Annotated in this window: 19 protein-coding genes; 8 read left to right on the forward strand and 11 right to left on the reverse strand. The window is 62.5% G+C overall.

The features are described 5' to 3' along the window. Positions 1–140: 140 nt before the first annotated feature. Positions 141–3,089: a vitamin B12-dependent ribonucleotide reductase gene (locus AC6IZO_RS09735; RefSeq protein WP_497804603.1), complete on the reverse strand. Its 2,949-nt coding sequence runs from the start codon at positions 3,087–3,089 to the stop codon at positions 141–143. 1,002 nt (positions 3,090–4,091) lie between these two features. After that, positions 4,092–5,777 carry a VWA domain-containing protein gene (locus AC6IZO_RS09740; protein ID WP_497804604.1) on the reverse strand — a complete coding sequence of 562 codons (1,686 nt, stop codon included), beginning with the start codon at positions 5,775–5,777 and terminating at the stop codon, positions 4,092–4,094. Positions 5,778–6,455: 678 nt separating this feature from the next. Between AC6IZO_RS09740 and AC6IZO_RS09745 the strand changes: the two genes are divergently transcribed. From AC6IZO_RS09745 to AC6IZO_RS09755, 3 genes are all read left to right on the forward strand, one after another. Then, complete coding sequence (locus tag AC6IZO_RS09745; protein ID WP_497804605.1) at positions 6,456–7,049, forward strand: dihydrofolate reductase family protein; 594 nt, start codon at positions 6,456–6,458, stop codon at positions 7,047–7,049. A gap of 190 nt (positions 7,050–7,239) precedes the next feature. Then, positions 7,240–8,487 carry a metal-dependent hydrolase family protein gene (locus AC6IZO_RS09750; protein ID WP_497804606.1) on the forward strand — a complete coding sequence of 416 codons (1,248 nt, stop codon included), beginning with the start codon at positions 7,240–7,242 and terminating at the stop codon, positions 8,485–8,487. Between the two features lie 172 nt (positions 8,488–8,659). Continuing rightward, on the forward strand, positions 8,660–8,920 hold the full coding sequence (locus AC6IZO_RS09755; protein WP_497804607.1) for a hypothetical protein: 261 nt from the start codon (positions 8,660–8,662) through the stop codon (positions 8,918–8,920). 78 nt (positions 8,921–8,998) lie between these two features. Here AC6IZO_RS09755 and arsM read toward each other — a convergent pair whose 3' ends face one another. Beyond that, entirely contained in the window at positions 8,999–9,784 is a 786-nt protein-coding gene (arsM, locus tag AC6IZO_RS09760; RefSeq protein ID WP_497804608.1) for an arsenite methyltransferase, read from the reverse strand. A gap of 65 nt (positions 9,785–9,849) precedes the next feature. On the opposite strand from arsM, the gene AC6IZO_RS09765 reads away from it, so the two are divergent. Together AC6IZO_RS09765 and AC6IZO_RS09770 are read left to right on the forward strand one after the other, a co-directional pair. Beyond that, positions 9,850–10,245 carry an ArsR/SmtB family transcription factor gene (locus tag AC6IZO_RS09765; RefSeq protein ID WP_497804609.1) on the forward strand — a complete coding sequence of 132 codons (396 nt, stop codon included), beginning with the start codon at positions 9,850–9,852 and terminating at the stop codon, positions 10,243–10,245. 192 nt (positions 10,246–10,437) lie between these two features. Next, the gene (locus tag AC6IZO_RS09770; RefSeq protein WP_497804610.1) at positions 10,438–12,873 is read left to right on the forward strand and encodes an ATP-binding protein; all 2,436 of its coding nucleotides are present in this window, start codon (positions 10,438–10,440) and stop codon (positions 12,871–12,873) included. A 158-nt stretch (positions 12,874–13,031) separates the two neighbouring features. On the opposite strand, the gene AC6IZO_RS09775 is transcribed toward AC6IZO_RS09770, so the two are convergent. The 3 genes from AC6IZO_RS09775 to msrP form a co-directional block, all read right to left on the reverse strand. After that, a complete protein-coding gene (locus tag AC6IZO_RS09775; protein WP_497804611.1) occupies positions 13,032–13,643 on the reverse strand; it encodes a superoxide dismutase in 612 nt (203 codons plus the stop codon). A gap of 279 nt (positions 13,644–13,922) precedes the next feature. After that, positions 13,923–14,543, reverse strand: a complete 621-nt coding sequence (gene msrQ, locus AC6IZO_RS09780; RefSeq protein ID WP_497804612.1) for a protein-methionine-sulfoxide reductase heme-binding subunit MsrQ — start codon at positions 14,541–14,543, stop codon at positions 13,923–13,925. Positions 14,544–14,738: 195 nt separating this feature from the next. Beyond that, positions 14,739–15,704: a protein-methionine-sulfoxide reductase catalytic subunit MsrP gene (gene msrP / locus AC6IZO_RS09785; protein ID WP_497804613.1), complete on the reverse strand. Its 966-nt coding sequence runs from the start codon at positions 15,702–15,704 to the stop codon at positions 14,739–14,741. Positions 15,705–15,949: 245 nt separating this feature from the next. Here msrP and AC6IZO_RS09790 point away from each other — a divergent pair, with 245 nt between their 5' ends. Next, positions 15,950–17,395 (forward strand): DUF4382 domain-containing protein, encoded by a 1,446-nt coding sequence (locus AC6IZO_RS09790; RefSeq protein ID WP_497804614.1) that lies wholly within the window; start codon positions 15,950–15,952, stop codon positions 17,393–17,395. A 267-nt stretch (positions 17,396–17,662) separates the two neighbouring features. Here the strand turns inward: AC6IZO_RS09790 and AC6IZO_RS09795 are convergent, their stop codons facing one another. Next, the gene (locus tag AC6IZO_RS09795; RefSeq protein WP_497804615.1) at positions 17,663–18,247 is read right to left on the reverse strand and encodes a GTP-binding protein; all 585 of its coding nucleotides are present in this window, start codon (positions 18,245–18,247) and stop codon (positions 17,663–17,665) included. Positions 18,248–18,526: 279 nt separating this feature from the next. Next, positions 18,527–19,834: a VWA domain-containing protein gene (locus AC6IZO_RS09800; RefSeq protein WP_497804616.1), complete on the reverse strand. Its 1,308-nt coding sequence runs from the start codon at positions 19,832–19,834 to the stop codon at positions 18,527–18,529. A gap of 200 nt (positions 19,835–20,034) precedes the next feature. Between AC6IZO_RS09800 and AC6IZO_RS09805 the strand changes: the two genes are divergently transcribed. Further along, positions 20,035–21,123: a VWA domain-containing protein gene (locus tag AC6IZO_RS09805; protein WP_497804617.1), complete on the forward strand. Its 1,089-nt coding sequence runs from the start codon at positions 20,035–20,037 to the stop codon at positions 21,121–21,123. A gap of 115 nt (positions 21,124–21,238) precedes the next feature. Beyond that, positions 21,239–22,453, forward strand: coding sequence for a glycosyltransferase (locus tag AC6IZO_RS09810; RefSeq protein WP_497804618.1), 1,215 nt, complete (start codon positions 21,239–21,241; stop codon positions 22,451–22,453). 66 nt (positions 22,454–22,519) lie between these two features. Here the strand turns inward: AC6IZO_RS09810 and AC6IZO_RS09815 are convergent, their stop codons facing one another. The 3 genes from AC6IZO_RS09815 to lgt all read right to left on the reverse strand — a co-directional run bounded on the left by AC6IZO_RS09815 (position 22,520) and on the right by lgt (position 26,381). Next, positions 22,520–23,761 (reverse strand): VWA domain-containing protein, encoded by a 1,242-nt coding sequence (locus AC6IZO_RS09815; protein WP_497804619.1) that lies wholly within the window; start codon positions 23,759–23,761, stop codon positions 22,520–22,522. Between the two features lie 75 nt (positions 23,762–23,836). Beyond that, positions 23,837–25,447 (reverse strand): RluA family pseudouridine synthase, encoded by a 1,611-nt coding sequence (locus AC6IZO_RS09820; RefSeq protein ID WP_497804620.1) that lies wholly within the window; start codon positions 25,445–25,447, stop codon positions 23,837–23,839. Positions 25,448–25,577: 130 nt separating this feature from the next. After that, positions 25,578–26,381, reverse strand: coding sequence for a prolipoprotein diacylglyceryl transferase (gene lgt, locus AC6IZO_RS09825; protein ID WP_497804621.1), 804 nt, complete (start codon positions 26,379–26,381; stop codon positions 25,578–25,580). Positions 26,382–26,387 lie beyond the last annotated feature (6 nt).

A 26,387-nucleotide genomic window follows, 5' to 3' on the forward strand; every position in this document is an offset into this window, starting at 1 on the left:
GTCAGAGAGGCACTGCCGGACTCATCTCTGATTGTGTCCGCTGTGTTCCAGCCTATGGAGAAAAGGCCCCGGAGGGAGATCCGGGGCCTTTGTGTCATTCAGGCTTGGCGCGATGCGGGCTTCTGTGGCCCGCCCGCAGCCTACGAGCAGCCCGAGGTGGAGCCGCACTCATTGCAGCGGTAGCAGCTGCCGTTGCGCGTCATAATGGCGCCGCAGACCGAGCAGCTTGGCGCGTCGCCAAGGTCGATCATGCCCTTCAGCGCCTGCGTGGCGTGCACCGGCTTCTTGACCGGCTCGGCCACGGCCTGCACCTTCTCAACGGTCTCCGTGGAGGCCACGGCCGGCTGCGGAATCATCCGCATGTCGGCAAACAGCGACTGCTGCTCGCCGGTGAGGAAGCGGAGTTCCAGCCAGCGGAAGATGTAATCCATGATCGACTTGGCAAAGCCGATGTCCGGATTGTGGCTCCAGCCGCTGGGCTCAAAGCGGGTGTGCGCAAACTTCTCGCACAGCAGCTTGAGCGGCACGCCGTGCTGCAGGGCCAGCGAGCAGGCGGTGGCGAAGCAATCCATCAGGCCGCTGACCGTCGAGCCTTCCTTGGCCATGGTGATGAAAATTTCGCCCGGCTGCCCCTCCGGATAGGTGCCGACGGTGATGTAGCCTTCGTGTCCGCCGATGTTGAACTTGTGCGTGACGGCGCGGCGCTCGTCGGGCAGCTTGTGGCGGCGTGCGCGCGGCGGGGCCTGCATGTTCTCGTCTTCCACCACGGCGGTCGTCACCACCGGCTCGGACTTACCCTCGGCCGTGGCCGAGCCCTTCGACGAAAGCGGCTGCGCCTTCTTCGAGCCGTCGCGGTAGATGGCCACCGCCTTCAGCCCGAGCTTCCAGGCTTCCACGTAGGCCTCGGCAACCTCGTCCACCGTGGCGTCTTCCGGCATGTTGATCGTCTTGGAGATGGCGCCGGAGATGAACGGCTGCACCGCGGCCATCATCTTCAGGTGGCCCATGTAGTGGATGCAGCGCGTGCCCTTGGCCGGCTTGAACGAGCAATCGAAGACGGCCAGGTGCTCTTCCTTGATGTGCGGCGCGCCTTCGATTGTGCCGGTGGCATCAATGTAGCTGGCAATCTTCGACGCCTGCTCCTGCGTGTAGCCGATCTTGAACAGCGCCGAGGAGACCGTGTTGTTCACGATCTTGATCATGCCGCCGCCCACCAGCTTCTTGAACTTCACCAGAGCCAGGTCAGGCTCCACGCCGGTGGTGTCGCAATCCATCATGAAGCCGATGGTGCCGGTCGGGGCCAGCACAGTCACCTGCGAGTTGCGGTAGCCGGACTTTTCGCCCGCCGCCAGCGCCTCGTCCCAGCAGACGCGGCTGGCGTCCAGCAGTTCCTTCGGCACGTTGTTCTTGTTGATGTTGTTCACCGACGCGCGGTGCATGCGGATGACGTCGAGGAACGGCTCGCGGTTGATGTACCAGCCCGGGCAGGCGCCGCCGGTGATCTCGCCCTGCTTGGTCGGCTCGGTAATCGGAGTCAGCGTCGGGCAGTTCTCGGCAATGCGCGCGCTCTGCGCGTAGGCCTCGCCGCACATGATGGCCGTGACGCAGGCTGCGTAGGAGCGGCCGGTGTCGCTGTCATAGGGCAGGCCACTGGCCATCAGCAGGGCGCCAAGGTTGGCGTAGCCCAGGCCGAGCGGGCGGTAGTCGTGCGAGTTCTTTGCAATCGACTCGGTCGGGTAGCCGGAGTTGTCCACCAAGATTTCCTGCGCGGTGATCAGCAGGTCGACTGCGTGGCGGTAGCCGGCAACGTCAAACGAGCCGTTCGGCGCAAACTTCAGCAGGTTCAGCGATGCCAGGTTGCAGGCGGAGTCGTCGAGGAACATGTACTCCGAGCACGGGTTCGAGGCGTTGATGCGCGCCGTGTTCTTCGAGGTGTGCCAGCGATTGATCGTGGTGTCGTACTGCATGCCCGGATCGCCGCACTGCCAGGTGGCGTCGGCAATCTTGTGCAGCAGCTCGCGCGCCGAATACTTATGGATGGCCTCGCGGGTACGCACGCCGCGCGTGGCAAACTCTTCGTCCTTAATGACGGACTCCATGAAGTCGTCGGTAACGCGGACGGAGTTGTTCGCATTCTGGAAAAAGATCGACGAGTAGGCTTCCGAATCCGGGCCGCTGGTGCCGTCGTAGCCCTCGCGCATCAGCGCGTAGGCCTTCTCCTCTTCCTTCCGCTTGCACTCGATGAAGTCGATGATGTCCGGGTGATCGATGTTGAGGATCACCATCTTGGCCGCGCGCCGCGTCTTGCCGCCGCTCTTGATGACGCCGGCAAAGGCGTCAAAGCCCTTCATGAAGCTGAGCGGGCCGCTGGCCGTGCCGCCGCCGGAGAGCTTCTCCATGGAGCCGCGCAGCGGAGACAGGTTGGTGCCGGTGCCCGAGCCCCACTTGAAGAGCATGCCTTCGGTCTTGGCCAGGGTCAGGATCGACTCCATCGTGTCCTGAATGGAGTTGATGAAGCAGGCCGAGCACTGCGGCTTGCGGTAGCCCACGGGGGCAAATTCGATGCCGCCCTTTTCGGCGTTCCAGTGCCAGTTCTGCGCGTCGGACTTAGGCTCAATACGCTCGCAGCCCACGTTGAACCAGACCGGCGAATTGAAGGCCGCGTACTGATGCAGCAGCAGGAAGGCCAGCTCGTCATGGAAGGTCTGCGCGTCGTCGTCGCTGTGGAAATAGCCGTCGTGCTTGCCCCAGTTGCAGATGGTCTCGGCCACGCGCGAGATCAACTGGCGCACGCCTGTCTCACGCTCCGGCGTGCCAAGCTGCCCGTGCAGATACTTGCTGGCGACAATGTTGGTCGCCGTCATCGACCAGTCCTTGGGGACTTCGACGTTTTTCTGCTCAAAAATTGTGTTGCCCTTGGCGTCGGTAATCGACGCCGTGCGCGTCTCCCACTCCACTTCATCGTATGGGGAAACGCCCGCCTTGGTGAACATGCGTTTGAAGCTCAGCCCGGCGAATTTCCTGTTCTTCTGCGTCATTGGCGTCGCGGTCTTTGCTGCCGCGGATGTCTTTTCACTGACTTCTGCCATCTTGTTACTCCTGAACTCTCTCTACGCTCAATGCCGGACTCACGCCGGCCCGCTTTGCTGCCATCGTCCCGAAGACTGCCATCTCCTGAAACGAGTTACTGCCCGCCGGTCTCTGGTCCGGCAGCCCGGATTTTTGGGGACAGAAATCCCTGCCGGGAACGACGGTGAAATCACCGCCGTATCCGGGCCTCCTCTCCGAGCGAGGAGTCTTCTGCCGGTCCGGCGGCCACCGCTATGGCACCGGACTGGCACTTTGCAAGGAACGCTTGCGGAATCCGTCATTCGCAGATGACGGAACCTTGATCTGTTGCCTGACGGATTAGCGTTTAGCGCTTTTCCGGAAGACTCGACAGCAGGCTTACCTCTGGAACTGCTACCGCGGAACCCCGGGTCACCTCTGGCCCTGATTCCTGCCGGACAAGCTGCTCGCAAAAGCTTGAGCTTGCCCCGCCAGAAGCGCCCAGATCCGCGCCTCCGGCAAAACGATTGAAGGCCTCCGCTTGCGGCGGCGTCGACCCTCCTTGCCCATCCCTGAAGTGCTGCTCGGGGGGAACAACTTGAGCAACCCTTGGGAAGCGAACAGTACTCCCACGAATAGTGCCTGTCAAGGGGGTACCGCAATATGTTGTATTTTAATCCCTTAGCCCTAGGAAAACTGCCTCACCGCCGGAACGCCTTTTGTGGAAATCAACCGAAGCCACACTCCGGCAACGGGTTAGTTGCCGCAGACTTTTTTTCGGGCTCGCAAGTGCCGCAGAGAAGGTGGCTGGAACGATCTAGGTTTCCACTGCGGCGCATCCGGTTCGCCAACTGCTTTTGGCCGAAATCTCTCCCAACACTAGCTTCCGGACGACGACCGGTCAATCCCCGAGAATTGTGCAAACTGACTGGTATACAGGGACTTATGTGGATTCCCTGTGCAAAAGACGGACGAATTTCACGGCAGGAAAAAGGGCGGCACGCGGCCGCCCTGCTTGAAGAAGTTTGTGGCTGAGTCAAAGCTCAGGGCTTCGCCTGTGGAGCAGGCGCTGCCGAGGCGGATGGCCTGGGTACGGCGAGGTCCACCGCGCCAATCCGGTCCGTGACCAGGTCACGCACGGCCACGCGCACGCGCGCGGCGCCCGCGGGCAGCAGCACACGCAGCTTCTGATTCACCCCCACCTGCTGCAAATACTTCCACTGCTCCTCCGCCAGGTCATAGCCGCCGCTCTTGCTGTCAAATTGCAGCGACTTGTTGCTGGCGTCAAAAACCTCGTAGGCGAACTCAACGAGCAGGCGATGCTTGTTCTCGTCAGTAGCCAGCGGATTGAAGGCTTCGACCGGAATTGTCATCAATGCCGCGCCCGCCGGGTCAAGCCGCGCCTTGAGCGGCATGCCGGTGGCGAGCTGGCTGTCGCGCATCACTTCCATCATCTCGGCGGCCATCAGCTTGCGACGCTCCTCGCTGGGGTGCTCGCTGTCAGCCGGTTGCACCGCGTAGTAGCCCTTGCGGAATTGCAGGGTCACACCGCCGCGCTTCACCTTCACATTCAGATCGTGCAGGCGTCCGTCGGGCTGGTAATTCTGCGGCACAAAGGCCATGGCGTAATACTGCGAGCCGGAGTCGAGCGCCGTTTCAATGGAGGTGGTGATGTCGTTGGTGTTATAGAACGCCTTGCCACCGGTCTCGTCGGCGATTTGCTGCATGGCGCTGTGCATGGCCCAGGCCTGTGCGTCATCGTCGGAGAGAGAGGTCGTCATACGCTCGCCAATGGGACGGCCATTGCGGTCGGTGGCACCGCGCCGCGCAGAGTTCATCGCCATGAACTTCTTCGGGCTGTAGCTGGCCCAGGTCATCAGCCCCTGTGCATCCACCGGGTAGACGGAGATGCGGGCCGTGGCCAGCTGCGCCGCCAGGTCATGCAGCGACTGGTAATACAGCCGCTGCGAATTGTCTTCCGCGGCCCAGTCGGTCAGGAATGAGAGAGGAAAGGCCGCCGAGACCCAGATGATGTTCTTGCGGCCGCGGTAGCCCATGGTGTGGTTCGCCACATCCTGAAATGCGGAGAGCGTACGGCGGATGCGATCGTCATTGTTGAATGCCGCATCTTCGTTGAACCACGTCGCCATCTGGCCGAACATGCCTTGGGCAACATCGTCGCTGACGAACTCATTGCCGGACACCGAGACGCTCTGATCCAGCGGAGCCTCGATCTTGATACCGCCGGCGGCCTTGCGCAGAGCGGCCGAATCGGGCGTGAAGTCCTGCAACAGGCGCAGTTCGCGGCCAAGCGTGTAGATGGCCACCGGTTGCTTGGGGTCAAACTGCTGCAGCAGTTTGACCACCGAGCGCCGCGCGTAGGGCTGCGCCTCCAGCGGCGTGTTGAGCGTGTCGAACAGGATGATGTTGACCGCTCCGTCCCAGATGCCGGCGCTGTTGCTGATGAATCCGTCGGGCGAAGTCGCGGAAGCTTTACTCTTGCCCGCAGCGCGTGCGCCGGAAGCCGCCGCAGCCTCTGATGACGCGACAGTCGCGCGTTTTTCGAGGGTGCAACGCGTGATGCTCTGTGCCTTCTTGTTGTCGAAGACTTCGAAATCCTCAGGCTTCAGATCCGTCACCGGGTTGCCCTGCTTGTCGAGCGCGACCACGTCGATGGTGACCAGGTTGGAGGAAACCTTGTAGGTATAACTCTCCTTCTTCGCCTTCACGCGGTCGGGCACCACTGTGCGCGGGTGTGTGTCATTTTCAATTCCCTGATCTATGTGCGAGCCGCCCCCGGAGATGGTCCGGCCCGGAGCTGGAGCGCTTCGACTCGTTTGAGCAACGGCGGGAGAAGCCATGCTGCCGAACGCCAACAACAGAACAGCAGATCGAATAATCTTCACCGCTGCCACTGTCTTTGAATGATTGCCTGTCAGATCCACCGTGCTTCTCCTTTGCCAGCCGTTGCCGCTTTCGGGTTGGGGGGAACCTCACTGGCGCAACCGCATCGTCTGTTGGACGGCCGCCCTCCGTCCTCTTTCCGTGTATCTCCGCAATGCGCCAGCACTGCGGGGAATGAATTGGAAAATATTAGCCCAAACCAGACAATCGTGCGACGGTTTGCCACCCGTGCGAAAATATCCGGCCAGAGGAGCCCCATGACGATACCGAAGACATACCGCTGTGAAACGTGTCCGATGAGAGCCCGCGCGGAGCGTAAGCCGGGCAGCCTGCTGGCACGGCTCTGGCGCTGGCACACCGGATGGTGTCCGGGCTGGAAGGCCTACCAGCGTTCTCTCGCAGAGCAGCCAACGAACACGCCTCACTAGCACGGTGCGGAGACACGCAGGTGGCGGCACACCCGTTAGACGAAGATCGCTTTGGGCGCGATCAGGAGAATAAATATGCGGAAGATTCTCGCGAGTGCGCATCTGTCGCTCGATGGCGTGATGCAGGGACCGGGCGGCGCCGAGGAAGATCCCAGCAATGGCTTCGATCTCGGAGGGTGGACCTGGAAGTTTGCAGACGATGCGGCGAGGGCGGCCATGATGGGCATGGTCGGCTCGCTGGAAAAACCGAATGACCTGCTCCTTGGCCGCCGGACGTATGACAATTTCTCGCGCTACTGGCCCAACGCTCCCGTCAACAGCCCTTTCGCCGCTTTCAACAAGGCGAACAAGTACGTGTTCACCCACGGCAAGTCAGAACTTGAATGGGCCAACAGCCACAAGCTGGGCAGCCTTGACGAGCTGAAGGAAATTGCTGCGGGCGAAGGCCCGGACATTGTGGTGTGGGGCAGTTCGACGCTCTATCCGCCGCTGCTGGAGGCCGGCCTCATCGACGGTCTGAACCTGCTGATCTACCCCATCCTGCTGGGCAAAGGCAAAAAGCTGTTTGGCCAGACAAGCCATCCTGTGACCATGAAGCTCATGAGCAGCACGGCGGCAAAATCAGGAATCATCATCGCGAAGTATGAACGGGCTGAGGCCGCGCGTTAACGTTTGCAGCCCGCCCGTCTGTGCCCGCCCGAAATGTTTGCGCCGGGGGCAGAATTTTTCTTTAAACTCGGTGCAACACTCTCCGAGGTCTCTGCCCATGCATCGTAATTTGAGTCTTTCTGTCGCTTTGGCATTCGCACTTTCCGCCAGCCTGTTTGCCCAGGCCCCACGCCCTGAAAAGCAGGCACCTGTGCCCGCACGCACCGTGGTCATCGCCTGCCCCAATTTCTGGGACGGACGGGCCGACGCCGTGCGCCACAACGTCTCTATCGTCATACAGGGTGACCGCGTGGCAAAGCTCGTTGACGGGCTGCTGAAGCCCGCCGAAGCCGACAAGCTGGCCGCTCCGGGCAGCAAGGCCATGCTCTACACCGCCGAACCCGCCGCCACCTGCATGCCCGGCCTGATTGAGGGCCACACCCACGTGCTGCTGCAGGGCGACGTGACCTCCGCCGACTATGACGAACAGATCCTGAAGGAGTCGGTGGCGTTCCGCGCACTGCGAGCCACGCGCAGCGCCCACTTGGCGCTCAAGCACGGCTTCACCACCATCCGCGACATGGAGACCGAGGGCGCGGGCTACGCCGACGTCGACATCAAGAAGGCTATCAACCAGGGCATCATCGTGGGCCCGCGCATGTTCACCAGCGGCCGCGCCATGGATGTAACCGGCGCCTATCCGGTGCTGGGCTACGCCTGGGAGTTGCAGCCGCACCTGCCGCACGGCGTGCAGGAGGTGGATGGCGTGGAAGGCGCGCGCAAGGCCGTGCGCGAGCAACTCAGCTACGGCGTTGACTGGATCAAGGTCTACAGCGACCGCTCCTATGTGCTGCGTTCGGACGGCGTGCTGGATGACATACCTACCTTCACCGTGGACGAACTGCGCGCCATCGTGGACGAGGCGCACCGACAGCGCCACAAGGTGGCCTCGCATGCGACGGCCCTGAACGGCGTGCACAACTCGGTCGTCGCCGGAGTGGACTCCGTCGAGCACGGCGACTACATCGCCAACGAAGACCTGGCGATGATGAAGCAGAAGGGCATCTACTACGTGCCCACCACGCTGGCTGGTGAAATGGTGGCCGAGGGTCGCGGCGGCGTGTGGCCGAAGATGATCGCCGTGAATGAGGAAACCGTGAAGCGCGCGATGAAGGCCGGCGTGAAGATTGCCTTCGGTACCGATATCGGCGGCTTCGACTGGTCCGTCACCCCGGCGAAACAGTTCGCAACACTCGTGCGGCTGGGCATGACGCCGAAGCAGGCCATGCAGACCTCGCTGGTGACCGGCGCGGAGTTGCTCGGCATGTCCGAGCTGGCCGGTTCACTGGAGCCGGGCAAGTTCGGCGACGTCATCACCGTCGCGGGAGATCCGCTGAAGGACGTCACTGCACTGGAACATGTGCAACAGACCTGGAAGGGCGGCGAGCTGATTCCGTAGCAGTCTCAATGTGCACCGAAATTGGGGCGTCTGCGGGCGCCCCAGCTGTTTTTGCACAGAATTCGAATTCGAGACGTCACATTTCGGAACCACCGACCACTTGATGGGTAAGTGCATCATGCACCTCTGCCCACAATGCGGACACCGGCAGCCTTGGCATCGGATGGCTGTGATGGCAGCTTTCGCCTCGCAACGCTGCGTTCACTGCGGCACCAGCATCAGCATCCAGAGCAGTTGCCGCATCACATCGCTGCTGGTCGCACTGATTGCCGGTGGCTGGGTTGGGCATCTCTTCCGCAACAACACGTGTGAATTCAGCTTGGCAGCCATTGCCTTCACGATTGGTGCAATCGGCATGCTGGGTTCGCTCATCAATTGCAAGCTGGTTTCCGAGCCTGACAAAGTCTTTGACCCCACCGCCTTGAAACACTAGCCAGGCAGCCCGCATAAAGAGAAATGCCGGGACTATGCCCGGCACCCTTTCAACACGTGAATAATCGCTGATTTGAAGCTACAGCTTCCTGCCGTGCAGTTTGATGGAGGCGACTGAAGCCGCAGCCGTTGTGGCCATATCGCTGCCGCAGCAGGTGGACTTGCCGCCGTTGGGCGCCAGCACCGAAGCCAGCTTGGAGCCGTACTGCACCTGTGGAATGGTCAGGTCGGTGAGGCCGGCCTCCAACGCCAGACGGATGTAATCGCCCATCGGGATGGCTCCGGCGATGCAGCCGACATAAGCGCTCACATCGTGGCGCACATCGTCTTCCAGGGTCTTGAGGAGCACAATGTCACTGACCGCGAAGTGGCCACCCGGCTTGAGCACGCGCTGAATTTCGCGGAAGACCGCAGGCTTGTCGACGCTGAGGTTGATGACGCAGTTGCTGATGACGTAGTCGACCGAATTGTCCTCGACAGGCAGATGCTCGATGACGCCCTTGCGGAACTCAACGTTGGTGGCGCCGATGCTTGCGGCGTTTTCGCGCGCCTTGGCCAGCATGTCATCGGTCATATCCACGCCGATCACACGGCCCGTGGGTCCGACACGGCGCATGGCCAGAAACGCGTCGAAGCCCGCGCCGCTGCCCAGATCAAGCACCGTCATGCCTGCGCCCACCTCGGTGAGGGCCAGCGGATTGCCGCAGCCAAGCCCCAGGTTCCCCGGCGTCTCCGCCTCTTCCTTCGAGTACCCAACGGCCGTCGCCAACTGCACCGGGCTGGAACAACCGCAGCCGTGCTGCTCGCCGCGCGCCACTGCACCATAATGATCCTGCACTGCCTGTTTCACGTCGTCGGCTTTCATGGAAGCCTCCTTCATATTCGATTTTTTGAATATATTGCCAACGTGATATATTCGTCAAGCCTGATATGACAAAACTTTCTCCCGAAGCACTCTTTCGCGCCCTGGCCGACCGTACGCGGTTGCGCCTGCTGAACCTTGTTCAAGGGCAGGAGGTCTGCGTGTGCTATCTGGTCTCGGTGCTGGAGTTGCCGCAGCCGAAGGTTTCGCAGCACCTGGCGAACCTGCGCAGCGCCGGGCTGGTGAGTGCCCGCCGCGAGGGAAAGTGGATGCACTACCGGCTGCAGGAGCCTGCGGAGAGTTCTCTGCGTGCGGTTCTGCGCCAGGCGTTGGCCTGCCTCAAGACGGACGAGCTGATGTGCGATGACCTTGCACGGCTGCAGCAGGAGTGCGCCCAGCCAACCACGGCCGCGCCCCTTGTGAAGATTGCGCAATCCTCCCCATCGCCTCGCGCCAAGGCATAGACCCGGCTTAGCCGCAACGACTGAAAATCTCGTTTCGAATTCTTCCTTCGCCGAATCTCTAAGAGGGAATCCATTTCCCTTTTCCATCGGAAAAGCGGCCATGCGGCACCAAGGTTGGGGTAAGCTCACCTATCACCCACGGGCAGAGTGCTGGAAGACCCCTAATCTCTCGACCGGCACCGGGAGGCTCCCATGCTCAGGCACCTTCATCTGTTGCAGCGCATGGCGCTGGCTTGCCTGGCGGCAACACTGCTGCTGAGCGCCGCGGTGCTGCTCGGCTGGGCAACCGGGACTGAACTACTCAAAACAATTTTTGTGGGCTACTACGCCATGAAGGTGAATACGGCCTTGTGCCTGTTCTTCACCGCGCTGGCGCTGGCGGTACTCATCGTTCTTCCGCGCGATGGCAGGCGGGGAATGATCATCGGAGGCTGCCTGCTGGTGGTGCTGGCGTTGGCCGGAGGCACCGCGCTTGAGTACGTGGCGGGTTGGGAGCTGGGTATTGATCAGATGCTGTTCCGTGATCCGGTCAAGTTCCCCTTCCCCGGACGCATGGCGGAAAGCTCGGCGGTCAACTTTCTGGTGATCGGGCTGGGCATTGCGGCGCTGGCCATCTCCGAGAAGAACGTGCTGCGGTACCAGCTTACGGCTCTGTTCGCGGCCTTCCTGGCAATGCTGGCAGTGATCGGTTATCTCTTCGGCGTACCCATGAGCTATGGCAGCGTGCAGTTCACGGCCATGGCCCTGCACTCCGGAGTCGGCTTCCTGCTGTTGGCCACGGCCATGTTCTGGGCGCGGCCGCAGAGTGGCTTTATGGAAGTGGTCAGCGATCCCGGCGTAGGCGGAACCATCGCGCGCAGCTTCCTGCCGGTCTCCATCCTGGGACCATTCCTGATTGGCTGGGTGGTAATCCTGACGCATGGCACAAGAGGCTCTCTGCCGGCCAGCGTGGCCGACCTTGTGCTGGGCTGCAATGTCGTATTCGTGTGCGTGACGTGGCTGATGGCGGCACGCATCCACCATCTGCACAAGGCACAACTGGCTGCCGAAGCCGATACACAGCTTGCGCACGAGGAGTTGTTCCGCAGCAACCGTCTGCTGCAGGACATCAGCGACTCCGCGCAGGACGTCATCTTTGCCAAGGACCTGCAGGGGCACATGCTATTTGCCAACCCGGCGCTGCTGGCCGCCTTTGGACGAACCAACGACGAAGTGCTCGGCCGGACGACGCCGGAGTTCACCTGCGATCCCGTGGGCGGTGGCGAGATCATGGAGCACGACCGCCAGGTGATGGACACCGGTGTGGCGCACGAATTTGAAGAGACAATCACCCTGCCCAATCAGGCGCCCACCATCTGGCTGGCGCGCAAGATGCCCTACCGCGATGCTGAGGGCAACATCATCGGGCTGATTGGTATCTCCCGCAATATCACCGAGCGCAAGCGTGCGGAGTCCGAGAGCCGCCTGCTGCAAGCGCGGCTGGCACAGGTGGAACGCATCGAGGCCATTGGGCGGCTGGCGGGCGGCATTGCGCACGACTTCAACACGCTGCTCAACGTCATCCTTGGCAACGCCGAGTTGCTGCAGGAGGAGTTGCTGCCGGACGATCCGCGGCGTGACCGCGTGCAGCAGATCTCCAAGGCCGGGCAGACCGGCGCGCTGCTGACGCGGCAGATGCTGGCCTTCAGCCGCCACAACAGCGTGACGCCCCAGGTGCTGGACCTTTGCCAGATCGCCCGTGACATGCAGCCGATGCTGGCTCGGATGCTGGGAGAAGATATTGAGCTGACGGTGCGCACCGCCGAGAAGCCATGCGCCGTCATGGCTGACAACGGCCAGTTGCAGCAGGTGCTGTTGAACCTGGGGGTGAACGCGCGCGACGCCATGCCGCACGGCGGCAACCTCACCATTGAGGTGCGCCCGGCCGACCTTGACTCAGGCTACCTGCGCCACCACCCCACGCTCCAACCGGGCCGATACCAGATGCTGGCCGTGAGCGACAACGGCAGCGGCATGGACGCGGCGACCGTCGAGCACATCTTCGAGCCGTTCTTTACCACCAAGGAGACCGGCAAGGGCACGGGCCTTGGACTGAGCACGGTGCACGGGATTGTGCGCCAATGGGGCGGCGATATCTGGGTCTACAGCGAGCCGGAGGTAGGCACGGTCTTCCGCGTCTACCTGCCATGCTGCGAGCAGCCGCTGAGCGCGCAGCCAACGCCGCAGGCAGCGAGGAAGGAAGCCTCCGGCAAGGAGACCGTGCTGGTGGTGGAAGACTCCGCGCCGCTGCGCGAGCTGACCTGCGAGCTGCTGAAGCGCGCCGGATATGCGGTGGTGGAAGCCTCCGATGGGCTGGAGGCGCTGGCGCTCTCGGAGAAGCATCCCGGGCTGATCGACCTGCTGGTGACCGACGTGGTGATGCCGCACATGCGCGGTACGGAGTTGGCGGCACGCTTCCTGGCACTGCGTCCGAGGTGCGGGGTGCTGTTCCTCTCCGGCTACAGCGGGGAGGCGCTGGCTCATCTGGGCGGGCAGGGCGACTTCCACCTGCTGGAGAAGCCTTACACCAACGACGCATTACTGGCGGCAGTGCGAATGGCCATTAATGAGGCGTGCGCCAGAGAGTGAGCCTGGTAAGTGCAAGCCGGTGATGCTGTCCTGCTTCCGCAGAAATGAAAAGGCGCCCGCTTCGGCGGACGCCTTTGTTTCACCCATCCCCATGGGCAAAGCCTGAACGGCGGAGGCTGCGGCCAGGTTCTGCACGCGGCCCGGGCCGTTCCTTGCGCTTACTTCGTGAACTTTGCGTAGCGCGCGTTCACTTCGTTCCAGTTGACCACGTTCCACCACGCCTTCAGATACTCGGCGCGGCGGTTCTGGTACTTCAGATAGTAGGCGTGCTCCCACACGTCGTTGGCCAGCAGCGGGTACAGGCCCTGCGTCAGCGGGCTGTCCTGGTTGGCGGTGGAGAAGACCTTCAAGCCGCCTTCACCGATGGCCAGCCACGCCCAGCCAGAGCCGAACTGCTTGGCACCGGCGTCATTGAACTTCTCCTGGAACTGCGCGAAGTCGCCAAAGGTCTTGGTGATGGCCTCGGCAATGGGGCCGGTCGGCGCGCCACCCGCGTTCGGGCCCATGATGGACCAGAACAGCTTGTGGTTGTAGTAGCCGCCGCCGTTGTTGCGAATGGCTCCGCGGAATTCCTCGGGCACCGTGTTGAGTTCCTTCAGGATCTCTTCGGCGCTCTTGCTGGCCAGCGCGGGCACCTTGGCCACGGCGGCATTGAAATTGTCGGTGTAGGTCTGGTGATGCTTGTCGTGGTGCAGATGCATGGTCTGCTGGTCGATGTAAGGCTCAAGGGCGTCGTAGGCGTAGGTCAGCGCAGGAAGTTCAAATGCCATCTCTATCTCCTCAATCAAAACCAAATTCGTGGAAGGCGGATCGGCAGGGGGCCGCGCAACGGCACGGCAGCGAACGGGCAAAACCGCCAAACTCGATACGTACAGTTTGATGCCTCCGGGGGCGGGAGGGTTCCTGAAATTTCGAGATATGAAAAATCGTTGAACACGGGAAGCAATGCCCTCCCAGAATCGCATCTGGGAGGGAGTGCCACCGGGAAGCTTGAACCACGGAGCCAGTACCGGGTACCGAGTGATTCCCTCGGCAAAGCGGTCCTGTATTTACGCTGCTTCGCGCGCCAGCTCCGCCCGTCGTGAGCGCTCCATCAGGTAGTAGACGCCACGCACGCCGAGCAGCACGGCCAGCACCGCCGCGTAGCTCAACGGCTCGTCAAGGTCTTTCTTGACCAGCCAGAAGAAGTGCAGCACACCGAGCACGGCCACGCCGTAGACGATGCGGTGCAACGTTTGCCAGCGCTTGCCCAGGCGTCGTATGGAGGCCTGCGTGGAGGTGACCGCCAAGGGCACCATGAGCGCCCAGGCCGCAAAGCCCACGGTCACAAACGGACGCTTGCCAATATCGTGCGCGATGCGTCCGAGGCTCACCGACTGGTCGAAGATGACGTAGGTCAACAGGTGCAGGCTGGCATAGAAGAACGCAAACAGACCGAGCATGCGCCGGTACTGAATAAGCCAGTTGAGTCGCGGAATGCGCCGCAGCGGCGTGATGGCCAGCGAGGCCAACAGCAGCTTGAGCGCCCAGCCGCCCGTCCGATGCAGCACGCGCATCACAGGGTCAGCGCCGAGGTGCCCCTGCACGGCGGCCAGGACAAGGCCCGCCAGCGGCACCAGGCAGAGAAGAAAGACGAGTGGCTTAAGGATAGTGTTGCGTTTAATGGCCATAGTTCTCTGAGTGAAAAGGTCTCAAAAGGTTTCGAAATGTTTCAGAAGGTTTCAAATGCAACGGCGGCAAGCATTCTGCTGGCATCACTTTCAGCCGCCCTCCACGGGACAGAACAAAAAAACACACTCTCCGAGGCTTTCCTTTCGTGACCTTTCGCAACCTTCTGAAACCTTCCGAAACTTGTCTAAACCTTTCTAGAAATCCTTCCGCAAATCCATGCCGTTATACAGCGAGGCAACCCAGTCGCCGTATCCGTTGAACATCAGCGTGTCGCGTTTGAAGAGCTCGCCGATGCGGCGCTCGCGCGCCTGCGACCAGCGCGGGTGGTCCACCTTCGGGTTCACGTTGCTGTAAAAGCCGTACTCGCGCGGATTGGACAGAGCCCAGGTGGTGCGCGGCATCTGGTCCGTCAGGCGAATCTTCACAATCGACTTGCCGCTCTTGAAGCCGTATTTCCACGGGATAACGGCGCGGAACGGCGCGCCATTCTGGTTCGGCAGCACGTCTCCGTAAAGGCCGACGACGAACAGCGCCAGCGGGTTCATCGCCTCATCCAGCCGCAGCCCCTCGACGTAGGGCCAGTCGAGCACGCGGCCGCGCTGCCCGGGCATTTCGTTCGGACGCACGATGGTGATGAACTCCACAAAGCGCGCCTTTGACGTGGGCTGCACGCGGTCAAGCAGCGCCTTCATCGGGAAGCCGATCCACGGGATGACCATCGACCAGCCTTCAACGCAGCGATGCCGGTAGACGCGCTCTTCGAGCGGTGCCAGCTTCAGCAGCGAGTCGTAGTCGAACTTCTGCGGGTGGGTCACCATGCCCTCAACGCTCACCGTCCACGGCTGCGGGTTGAAGCGTGCCGCCAGCGAGGCTGGACTCTCCTTGTCGGTGGAGAACTCGTAGAAGTTGTTGTAGTGCGTCACATCTTCGCGCGTGGTCAGCTTCTCGCCATGCGTGCTGAGCGAGCCCTGCCGGTATTGCAGGCGGCTGGCTGCAAACGCCGTCTCCGGCGAGAGCAGGCTCATCACCGTGCCCCCGGCAAGCGCCACGGCCCCGGATGCTGCAGCAGCCGTGAGGAACTGGCGGCGGTTCAAATAGCGCGACTCGGGGGTTACTTCCGAGTACGGAATGTCCAGCGCGGTCTTGATTCGAATCAACATGCCCTCACCCCACCCGTGATATCTGATTCGACGTTGGCGGGGCCTGGAAAGTTACAAAACACGGCTGCAATTCGGCCTGAAGGTGGCGCGGGCAGAAACTACACAGATACCGCAGTGGTGTGGCAAGAATTGCATAGCTGTCCCAATGCGCGGCCATGATTGTCCGGCAAGACAATTGAAAGGATTGGACTTCTGCGATTCCGCTGCTTGGCAAAACGCGTGCATCATTCTCCACGGGAGGCAAAATGTTGAAGACGAAGCATGTGTTGTTCCTCGGCGTGGCGGCCGCGGTGCTCGTGATGGCGGTATTGAACGCCTGCGGCGGCAGCAGCAGTCCTTCGAATTCGGCCAGTTCCATGGCCACGGTGAGCGTCAGCCTGAGCGACCCGCCCACCTGCTCCACAAGCTCCGGCGGAGCTTTCAATCACGTTTACGTCACCATTACGGATGTGAAGATTCACCAGAGTGCCTCGGCGGGCGCGTCGGACTCAGGCTGGGTTGACCTGACACCGAACCTTGCAGCCAGCCCCAAGCAGGTGGACCTGCTCGCGCTGGGCGGCGACGGATGCATCCTGGCAGAGCTTGGCTCAAAGACGATGATTCAGCCGGGCACCTACCAGCAGATACGCATCTACCTGGCGCCGAACTCCACCAGCGTCACCAACAACCAGTGCAACGGCACCGCCAACTGCGTTGTCTATAACAACACCATCCACACGCTGAATCTCTCCTCTGAATCGCAGACCGGCATCAAGATTCCTTCGGGCCAGATTGCGGGCGGCAGCTTCACGGTCGCGGCGGGCGAGGTTCGGGGACTGGTCATCGACTTTGACGGTTGCGCCTCGCTGGTGCAGCAAGGCAACGGGCAGTTCCGGCTGAAACCGGTGCTGCATGCAGGGGAGGCCTCCACGAGCGCCACGGCCGTCACCGGCCAACTGGTGGACTCCGTGACCGGCGTGGCCGTGACCAGCGCCACTGGCATTGTCGCCTTGGAAGCCCGTGACGCCAACGGCATTGACCGGCTTGTGATGCAGACCACTCCGGACGCCAACGGCAACTTCATCTTCTGCCCGGTCCCGGCCGGCAGCTTTGACCTGGTTGCGGTAGTGGAATCCACGAGCGGCGGCGCCATCACCTCGTACTCCGCCACCATCACCACCGGGGTGCAGGCGGGCAACGCCGTGGGCAAGATACCCATGCACGCACAGCCCTCGCTCAGCACGCAGCCGGGCATCATCAACGGGCTGGTTACAACGGCAAGCGCGTCGTCCGCGGGCATTGCGGAGGATGTAGCCGTCTCCGCGCTGCAAACGCTGACCATCGGCAGCACCACCACGCAGTTCACCATTCCGCTGGTGGACTACCTGAACACCGCAATCCTGGTGGAAACCGCCAGCAGCAACTCCTGCCCGACCGGTACCGACTGCGGCAGCTATTCGCTAACGCTCCCGGCGGCACTGCCCTACGTTGGCACCTTCAGTGCAAGCGGCACCACCTGGATGCAGGCGACGGGAACCTCCGTGGCGTACTCGGTCGACGGCATTGCCTACACGCCGGGCTCCTCCGGCACGGCAACCTGCTCACCGAGCGAACAGATGGTGAGCGTGCAGACCGACGGAACCTCGGCGCTGGCACTGACCTCGGGCCTGACGGTGACGGCCAAGAACATGGCCTTCACCAGTTGCCAATAACAGAAACAGCACGGTAAAACGGATCCCGCCTTCCCCGGAAGGCGGGTTTTTCTTGCACCTCGGCAGGAGATCATGCGGCCTTGGGGGGGGCACCTCATCCCAGGTTAGCCACGCCTTTTGGGGCGTGCCGAACCTGGGGCACCCGGCCGAATCTGAGGCCCCGGCCACACGGAATTGTGAGAAGAACCTAGGGCGCCAGAGTTCGCACAAAAACAGAAATGCCCGGAGGCTCTCCGGGCGATGGGTACGGCGCGAATTCGAGGGCGGCTAGCCCTTTTTCAACTCGATGAGGACCTGGCGGGCGACTTCCTTGAGGGTCTCAAAGACGCCGGTGGCGTTGACGGCCACAGCCTCGTAAACAGCCTCATCGCGGCGCATCAATTCCTTCTTCAACTGCTCCACCGGCAGGGCGTTGGGCAGATCGCGCTTGTTGAACTGGAGCACGTAAGGAATGGTCTGGAAATCGTAGCCGTGCTCTTTCAGATTGTCGGCCAGATTGTCGAGCGCTTCCATGTTGGCGTCTTCACGTTCGGCCTGCGAATCGGCAACGAAGACCACGCCATCGACACCGCGCAGAATCAGCTTGCGCGAAGCGTCGTAGAAAACCTGTCCGGGGACGGTATAGAGGTGGAAGCGGGTCTTGAAGCCACGGATGGTACCCAGATCGAGCGGCAGGAAGTCGAAGAACAGGGTACGGTCGGTTTCGGTGGCCAGCGAGATCATCTTGCCCTTCTGGCCTTCCGCCGTCTTGTCATAGATGCACTGCAAATTCGTCGTCTTGCCGCCGAGACCGGGGCCATAGTAGACGATTTTGCAATTGATCTCGCGCGCGGCGAAGTTGATAAAGCTCAACGAAGTCCCTCGATGAACCGCCCGAATCCCCGGGGAATCACGCAGTTGCCGCGAAGCCCCTGCGCGAAGCCTGATCATACAACGTGGTGTCCAGTTTCAAGCCACCTTTTGCCTGCCCGGACGCTCGGAAACGGCTAATTTGGTTTATACCATAGCGATACCGGCCCGCCGACAGATTCTCCCACAGAAGCAAGCTTTCGTTACATTCCGGAAGGTTACTGATCAGTTGCCATCCGGCCATGCCATTCCGGGTCTGCCCGAGGGCAGACCCGGCGAAAGCTACTTTCTGGGTTCGCTGGAGGGCGGAGCAACGATGCGGCGCGGCGGCAGCGGGTAGTATCCGGAGCGGCAAAACACCTTCAACCCAGGCTGGTTCACGCGGCACTCCACCGAGCGGTAGGCGGAGGAGACGTTGAACGGCGTGGGGCTGTAGTAGCCGATGGTGTACTGGTTGCGCGCCTCACCGGCAATGACGGCGTAGGCGTTTTCAATGCCCTCGCGGGTGAATTCGGTAAAGATCTCGCCGGCGGTGGCTGAAGCGTACTTCGGCAGGATGTTGGTCATCTCCTCGCGCTTGGGGATGTGGATGCGGCCAATGCGGTTGTAGACCGGGATGGCGGCGGCATCGGTGGCGATGGCGTAGACGGAAATCTCGCTGGTCAGCAGCACGCGCAGCACGTCGGAATAGCTGGCGTTGCTGCCGCGCTCGCGTCCGTCGGAGATGACGAAGATGATCTTGCGGCGGTTGCGGTCGCGGCGGCCAAGGTCGACGGCGGCACGCAGGATGGCGTCATTCAGCACATGCGAGGGGTCCGCGTTCTTCGGCGGCGCGTAGTCGACTGAGCGCTGCTGGCCGGGATCGAAGACACGGCCATTCACCGTGGGACCGACCGTCATGGGGTTATAGACCGAGCCGCCGGAGGTTGCGCCGGGGATCGTCTTCACCGCGGTCAGGGTGCGCGAAGTGTGCTCGCTGGTGGCCGCAATGTAGTCCTGCTGCTGGCGCACCGTGTTCGAGTAGGTGTAGATGGAGACTTCGTCGTACTTGCTGAAGGCGCCAATGAGCGCCGAGAAGGTCTGCTGCACCTTCTTCAACTCCACGTCACCGATACCGAGGTCGAGGATCACGGCCGCCGAAAGCGGGAACGGGTCGCTGGTGAAGAAGCGAATGGGAACCTTCTTGTCGTTCTCGTAAATGCTGAAGTTTTCGACCGTCAGGCCCGGCATATCATGGCCACTCTTGTCTTTGACGCGAACGGGCACCTGCACGAAATTGACCGAGGAGCGGATGGCGAAGCCAACCTGCTCAGGGCCGTTGCCCTGCGGCTCCGGCACCTGCCCGGCAGGCACGGTCTTGACGTCGGAACTGGGCTCCTGGGCCGACGGGGCCGTTTGATTGGCAAGAGCGGACGGGCTGCTGGTGGGCATGGAGAGCTTGGAAGGCACTGCGGGCGTGGGAGCATCTGGAGTGCTCTGCTGCGTCTGCTGTTGCGCGTTGGCCTGCGGTGTAGGACCGTCCGGTAGAGACTGTTGCGCCCACACCAGCGGGCTTGCCAGAATGACTGCCGCCAACCAAATTTGCTTCATAAGTTCCTTCCCGCTTATCCCGTTTTCCCAAAGAAATTCACGGCGGTTCATGCCGCCCTGCGTCTAAGTCCGTAGGCGTGCGTCGCTGCCTCTCTATTAGACGGCAGGCGCCTCCCGTTGGAAGCTGCCGCCGCCCGGGGCAGGACCGCCGACGGAGCACTGCGAACAGTGTAGACTACCGTACCAAAGACAGGAAAATCATGTTGACGGCATACAGCATCCGCCCCCGTAAGTCAGCTTCCACCGGGTTGCTTCTCCTCCTGGCGCTGGCCGCCGTCTGCCTTGTGCTGACCTCGCAGGCCTTGGCCCAGACCGACTACGGCGACCAGCCGCCGCAAAGCTCGGTACCGCCGGCTCCGCCCTCAAAAACGCCACCACCCGGGGAAGATGAGCCGGTTACGACCCTGAGCGTCGACGTCAACGTGGTGAATCTGTTCTTCAATGTTCGTGACCGCCATAACGGGCTCATCGGCGGACTGGGACGGCAGGACTTTGAAATCTACGAGGACGGCAAGCCGCAGACGGCAAAGTTTTTCAACCGCGAAGCCGACCAGCCACTCACGCTCGGCCTGCTGATTGACACCAGCGGCAGCCAAGCCAACGTACTGCCCATGACCCGCGAGATCGGCGCGGCCTTCCTGCGCGACGTGCTGCGCGCCAAGGACATGGCGTTCCTCATCGGCTTTGACGTGAATGTGGATCTGCTGCAGGACTACACCAACTCGGTGAGCCGCCTGCGTTCGGCCTTGCAGAACACGCGTGTCAACTCCGGCTGGGGCAGCAGTGGGTTGCCCGGACTTGGCGGCGGGCCGATTCCAACCTCCAACCCGCGCGGCACACTTCTCTATGACGCCGTCTACCTGGCGGCAAACGAAAAACTGCGGCGAGAGACTGGACGCAAGGCCGTCATCATCCTCACCGATGGCGAGGACCAGGGCAGCCGCGTGAAGATTCACGACGCAATTGAGGCGGCGCAGAAAGCGGACACGATCGTCTACGTCATCCTCGAAGCCGACCGCGGGTATCCCTCCGGCGACAGCGAGATGCGCAAGCTCTGCACGGAAACCGGCGGCCGCGTCATCGACGTGGGCAACAATTCCGACAAGCTGAACAAGGCCTTCCGGCAGATCTCCGAGGAATTGCGCACGCAGTACAACCTTGGCTACACGCCCACCAACGCTAAGCGCGACGGCACCTTCCGCAAGGTGGAAATCAAGGCCGCGAACAGCGACTACAAAGTGCAGTCTCGCAAGGGCTACTACGCCAAGAAAGCCGGCAGCGACGACTAGCTGGTGAAGTTCAATTTCTCGTGAATTCCGCCGAGTCTGCGCACGAGAGGCACAGCTTGCCAGGCGACGCGGCGCGCTTGCAACTTGCCGTCTGAAACTTGAAACTACTCTACGCATGCCCCTGGCCTTGATTCTCACCGCCGGAGCCAGCCTCTGCGCCTGGCTCTATCTGCTGCTGTGCAACGGACGCTTCTGGAGCACGCGCGGATTGCTGCTGCCCGCGCCGGACGATCAACAACTCGCCGCGATCCGAAACCTGCGCGTGGCCGTGGTGATTCCCGCACGCGATGAAGAAGCAACCATTGCACGCACGGTCGGCTCGCTGCTGGCCCAGAACTTTCCCGGCGAATTGCACGTCACCCTGGTGAGCGACCACTGCACGGACCACACGGACCTCTACGCCAGCGAGGCCGCCCAAGACTGCGGCTGCGAACCGCTGCTGCCCCTGCGCGAGGGCGCTACACTTCCGACCGGCGCCCATCGCTCATTCACCATCGTCCACGCCCACCCGCTGCCCGCCGGATGGAGCGGCAAGATGTGGGCCGTTCATCAGGGCGTAGAGCAGGCGCTCGCTTGGAAGCCGGACTTCCTGCTGCTGACCGACGCCGACATTGAGCACGCACCTACGAGTGTCGCCTCGCTAGTGGCCAAGGCCAATTCCGTCGACGGTGCCTTCGACATGGTTTCGCTGATGGTGCGGCTGCATTGCCGCTCACTGGCCGAGCGGCTGCTGATACCGGCATTCGTGTTCTTCTTCTTCATGCTCTATCCGCCGCGCTGGATCGCCAACCCGTGCCGCCGCATGGCCGGAGCCGCAGGCGGCTGCATCCTGATCCGTCCGGAGACGCTGGCGCGTGCCGGAGGCATTGAGGCCATTCGCGGCGAGATCATTGACGACTGTGCGCTGGCGCGCCGCGCCAAGCAGAGTGGAGCACGGCTCTTTCTCGGCCTCGCCGACGAAACGGCCAGCATCCGTCCCTATGACACCTTTGCCGAAATCGGCCGCATGATCTCGCGCACGGCTTTCAACCAACTCAAGCATTCCACGCTGTTGCTGCTCGGTGCGGTGATGGGGCTGGCACTCGTCTACCTTGTTCCGGTGGCGCTGCTGTTTGCGCCCGCGCGCGCGGTGCAGTGCCTGGCCGCCGCAGCGCTTGTGCTGATGTGCGGCGTTTATGCGCCGATGGTGCGGTTCTACCGGCAGCCTGCGTGGTGGGCTCTCACACTCCCGCTGGCCGCGCTGTTCTATCTCGGCGCCACCGTGCAATCAGCCGTCCACTACTGGCAGGGGCACGGAGGCCAGTGGAAGGGCCGCGCGCAGGACCAGTAACTTCGCTTTGCAAAACAGAAGGCCAGCCCGAAGGCTGGCCTTTTCTTTCGCGTGCGCGACGCGTTCTTACTTCTTCTTGTTCACCGGGGCAGGCGCACCGGTCGGCACCATGCCGGTCGGGCGTGCCGGACGCGGCGCGTAGTATCCGCGGCGGGTGCGCACGCGCAGGCTCTTATTGCGCGCTTCCAACAAGATGGTGCGGAAGCGTCCATCAGCGGCCAGGTTTGCGGGCTTGTAGGTCATGGCATACTGGCTGCGCAACTCGTCCTGAATTTCGCGGAAGGCGTCGGAGACTTCCTCCAGCTTGTAGGGGTGGAAGACCTGCCCGCCGGTGCTGCGCGCCAACTCGGCCAGCACTTTGTCGCCCTTGCTCTCCATGTTGGCGGTGTTGGTGCTGATGGCGTAGATGATGACTTCGGCGCGCTGTGCCTGCTCCAGCGCCTCTTCGCGCAGAGCACGGCTCCAGGTGTCTTCGCCGTCGCTGAGCAGGATGATGGCCTTGCGCACCGGGCCTTTTACGGAGGTCTCCGCCAGCTTGTCCTTGCAGGAATTGAAGATGGCGTCGTAGAGCGCGGTGCCGCCGCCGGGGCGCAGCGCACGCACACCCGCCGCCAGCTTCTGCTGGTCGTCGGTGAAGTCCTGCGTCAAGTCCTGCACGGAGTCAAAGCCGACCACAAACGCCTGGTCGACCTTGGGCCGGATGATCTGGTTGAGAAATTCGATGGCTGCTTCCTGCTCAAAGCGGAAGCGGTCGCGCACGGAGCTGCTGGCGTCCACAAGCAGGCCCACGCGTAGCGGCAGGTTGGTCTCCGCATGGAAGCTGTCAATTTTCTCGACCGGACGATTGTCGTCGAGCAGGTGCAGGTCGGCGGCGGTCAGGTCCTTGATAAAGCGCCCGTGCTTGTCGGTGACGGTGAAGATCAGGCTGACGCGGTCGACGCTGGAGCGGATCGTCTCCAGTCCTGCGTCCTCCGGCTCAGAGGCTGGCTGCTGGCGTTGCGGCTGAGCGGCCTGCTTGGGCGTGTCGGCCGGTGCGTCCTGCGCGGCGGCGGGAGGCACAGCCGGAGTACCGGCCTTCTGCTCCGCGCTTTTTGCCGCATCCTGCGCGGCAGGCGCCGTGGCCGCCGCGGGAGCAGATGTGGCGGGCAGCGGCTCCGCCGTCTGCGGCGCGCTCTGCGTCGTCTGCGCCTTTCCGCCGGGAAAGCGCGTGACGGAGGGCGCCTCGGGCAGGGGCTGCTGCGCGTCGTTCTGCGCCCACAGGCTGACTGCGCTCAAGGCCATCGCAAGCAACAACAGTGTTCTCTTCATCGGACCCTCATTATATCGCCCGGACCGGCGCGGCAAGCCCCCACGGCCGGGCCGCGCAGCACGAACGGTCAACGGTTACGGCTTCCTTTTTCGCGCATCAATCTTCTTCTTCGCCACGGTCTTCGGCTTTGCGTTAGCGGTGCGGGCTCGCTTGCCACCCGTCACCTTCTTCGCGGCTTTCGCCCCGGTCTTCCGGACGGCTTTTACCGCAACGCGCTTGGCGGCCTTCTTCGGCGTGGCCTTCACTCGCGCCGCCCTTTTCGCCTGAGGCTTCTTCCCTGCCTTCGCCCCCGCAGTCTTCTTCGTTGCGGGCTTCTTCTTGGAAACACCGGCCGCTGCAACAGGTTTCGCCTTGGCCGCCGCGGGCTGCTTCTTCGCTGGCTTCTTCATCGGCTTCTTCGCCGATTTTCTAGCCACCGCTTTCTTCTTTGCCTGTGCGGGCGTTGGCTTCTTCCGTGCGGGAGCAGCGGCCTTCGCCACGCTCTCCGGTTTCACCGCCGGTTGCGCCTCGGCTTCCGGCTCTGGACGCAGCTTCTGCAGGTACTCCTGCAACTCCGAAGGCAGTTCGGCGTAGAAGCTGAGCCGCTCGCCCGTGCGCGGCTGGTCAAGCTCAAGCTGGGCGGCATGGAGAAAGTTGCGGCCCAGTACGAGCGTAGCGCCGGTGGGCGAGGTCTTCATGCGCGCCTTGAGCGCAATGGGCGTGCCCTGCCGCTCGCGGTCCAGCGTGTGCGGCGAGAGCGCGCTGGGCGCACCGTAGAGTGTGTCGCCCACAACCGCATGGCCGATTGAGGCCATGTGCACGCGGATCTGGTGGGTGCGGCCGGTGTCGATCTTCACGTCGACCAGTGCGAAACGACCGTAACGCGAGGCAAAGCGTTCACGCACTGTGTAGTGCGAAACCGCCTCGCGCCCATAGGGATCGCGGGTGGTCATGCGGGTACGGTTCTGCGGGTCGCGCGCGATGGGTGCGTTCACGGTGCCGGTATCCGCGCCGGGCCAGTTGTGCACCAGCGCCACGTACTGCTTGCGCACCTTGCGGGTGGCGAATTGTTCGGCCAGCTTGCGGTGGGCGCGGTCATTCTTGGCGACCACGATGAGGCCGCTGGTGTCCTTGTCGAGCCGGTGTACGATGCCGGGACGCAGCTCCCCGCCGACGTGCGAAAGCCGGTTGAAGCGGAACAGCAGTGCGTTCACCAGCGTGCCGCGGTTGCGCACGTCGTCCGAGGCGCCGTTGCCTGCGTGCACCACCATGCCGGCGGGCTTGTTGACGACCGCCAGATCGTCATCTTCGTAAACAACGTCAAGCGGAATATCTTCGGGCACGGCCTTCAGCGGCGGCACCGTGACTTCACCGGTGACGGCAATCTGCTCTCCGCCCTTGAGACGCAGCGAAGCCTTCGCCGTGCGTCCGTTGACCGTGACCTTGTCCTGCTCAATCAACTGCTGCACGCGTACGCGGCTGACGTCGCCGAGTTGCGCTACAAGGTACAGGTCGAGCCGGAAGCCGGCATCCTCATCGGTGGCCGTAAAGGTCTGTGTGTCTGCGCCGGAAGCGGCGTCCCCGGCCTCCGCGGCATCGGCGGCGGCCAGTTCTTCGTCCCCTGAGTCATCGAGCAGCAGCTCGTCGGCGGCAGCGGGTTCGGGCAATTGCGTCTGAAACTTGTTGGGCAAATCGTTACGCGTCATCGCGCTCAGGATAACTGAAAGCAGGGCCTAGGGGACAGGGATTAGGGATCAGAGGCGGGAAGCACCTCTCCGAACAGCCCTCTTCCTGGTTTGCAGGTCGCGCAGAAATGCCTTCCGGTTCTGCGCCGAGCTACTCTGCCTTGGATTCTTTCAGCGCTGGACGCACCGCCCACAGGATGGCGCCGGTCACAATCAGGCAGATTGAGATGATCTGCGTACCGGTAATCATGCCGTGCAGTGCCGCAAACTGGCCGCGTCCAGGATCGCCGCGGAACAACTCGACGATGTAGCGCTCAATGCCGTAGAGGAACAGGTAGAGGCCGATGATCTGGCCTTCAAACTTCTTGCGGCGGATGAGCCAGAAGAGAATGACGAAGTTCATCAGCTCGGCGACGAACTCATAAAGTTGCGTCGGGTGCAGCGCCACGTTGAGCGGCACGCCGGTGATCTGCTCGGCCACAGGATTGGTGAAGGTGACGCCCCAGGCAACGTGCGTTGGCCTGCCGTAGCAGCATCCGGCGCTGAAGCAGCCGAGGCGTCCGACGGCATGGCCAAGCGCAAGGCCCGGAGCAAACACGTCGCACGCGCGCAGGAACGGCAGCCTGGCGTAGCGCATGTAGAGCCACGAGCACAGGATCGCCAGCAGCAGTCCGCCGCTGAAAACGCCGCCCGCCTGAAAGGTGTCCGTGCTGAAGATTTCCGCCGGATTCTTTGAGTAGCGGTCCGGCCACTCATTGATGATGTAGAGCAGCTTGGAGCCGATGATGCCGCTGAAGATGGCGATGGCCGCCAGGTTCCACATCTTGTCCGGATCAAGCCGCTGGCGGGGCGAAAGCACAAACACAACCCAAAGGCCCAGCACCATGCCGAGCGCGCACAGGAAACCGTAGGTAGGGAGGACGAAGTTGCCGATGTGGATGAGTTGTGGATGCACGGAACT

It is taken from the genome of Oryzophilus luti (assembly GCF_059726245.1).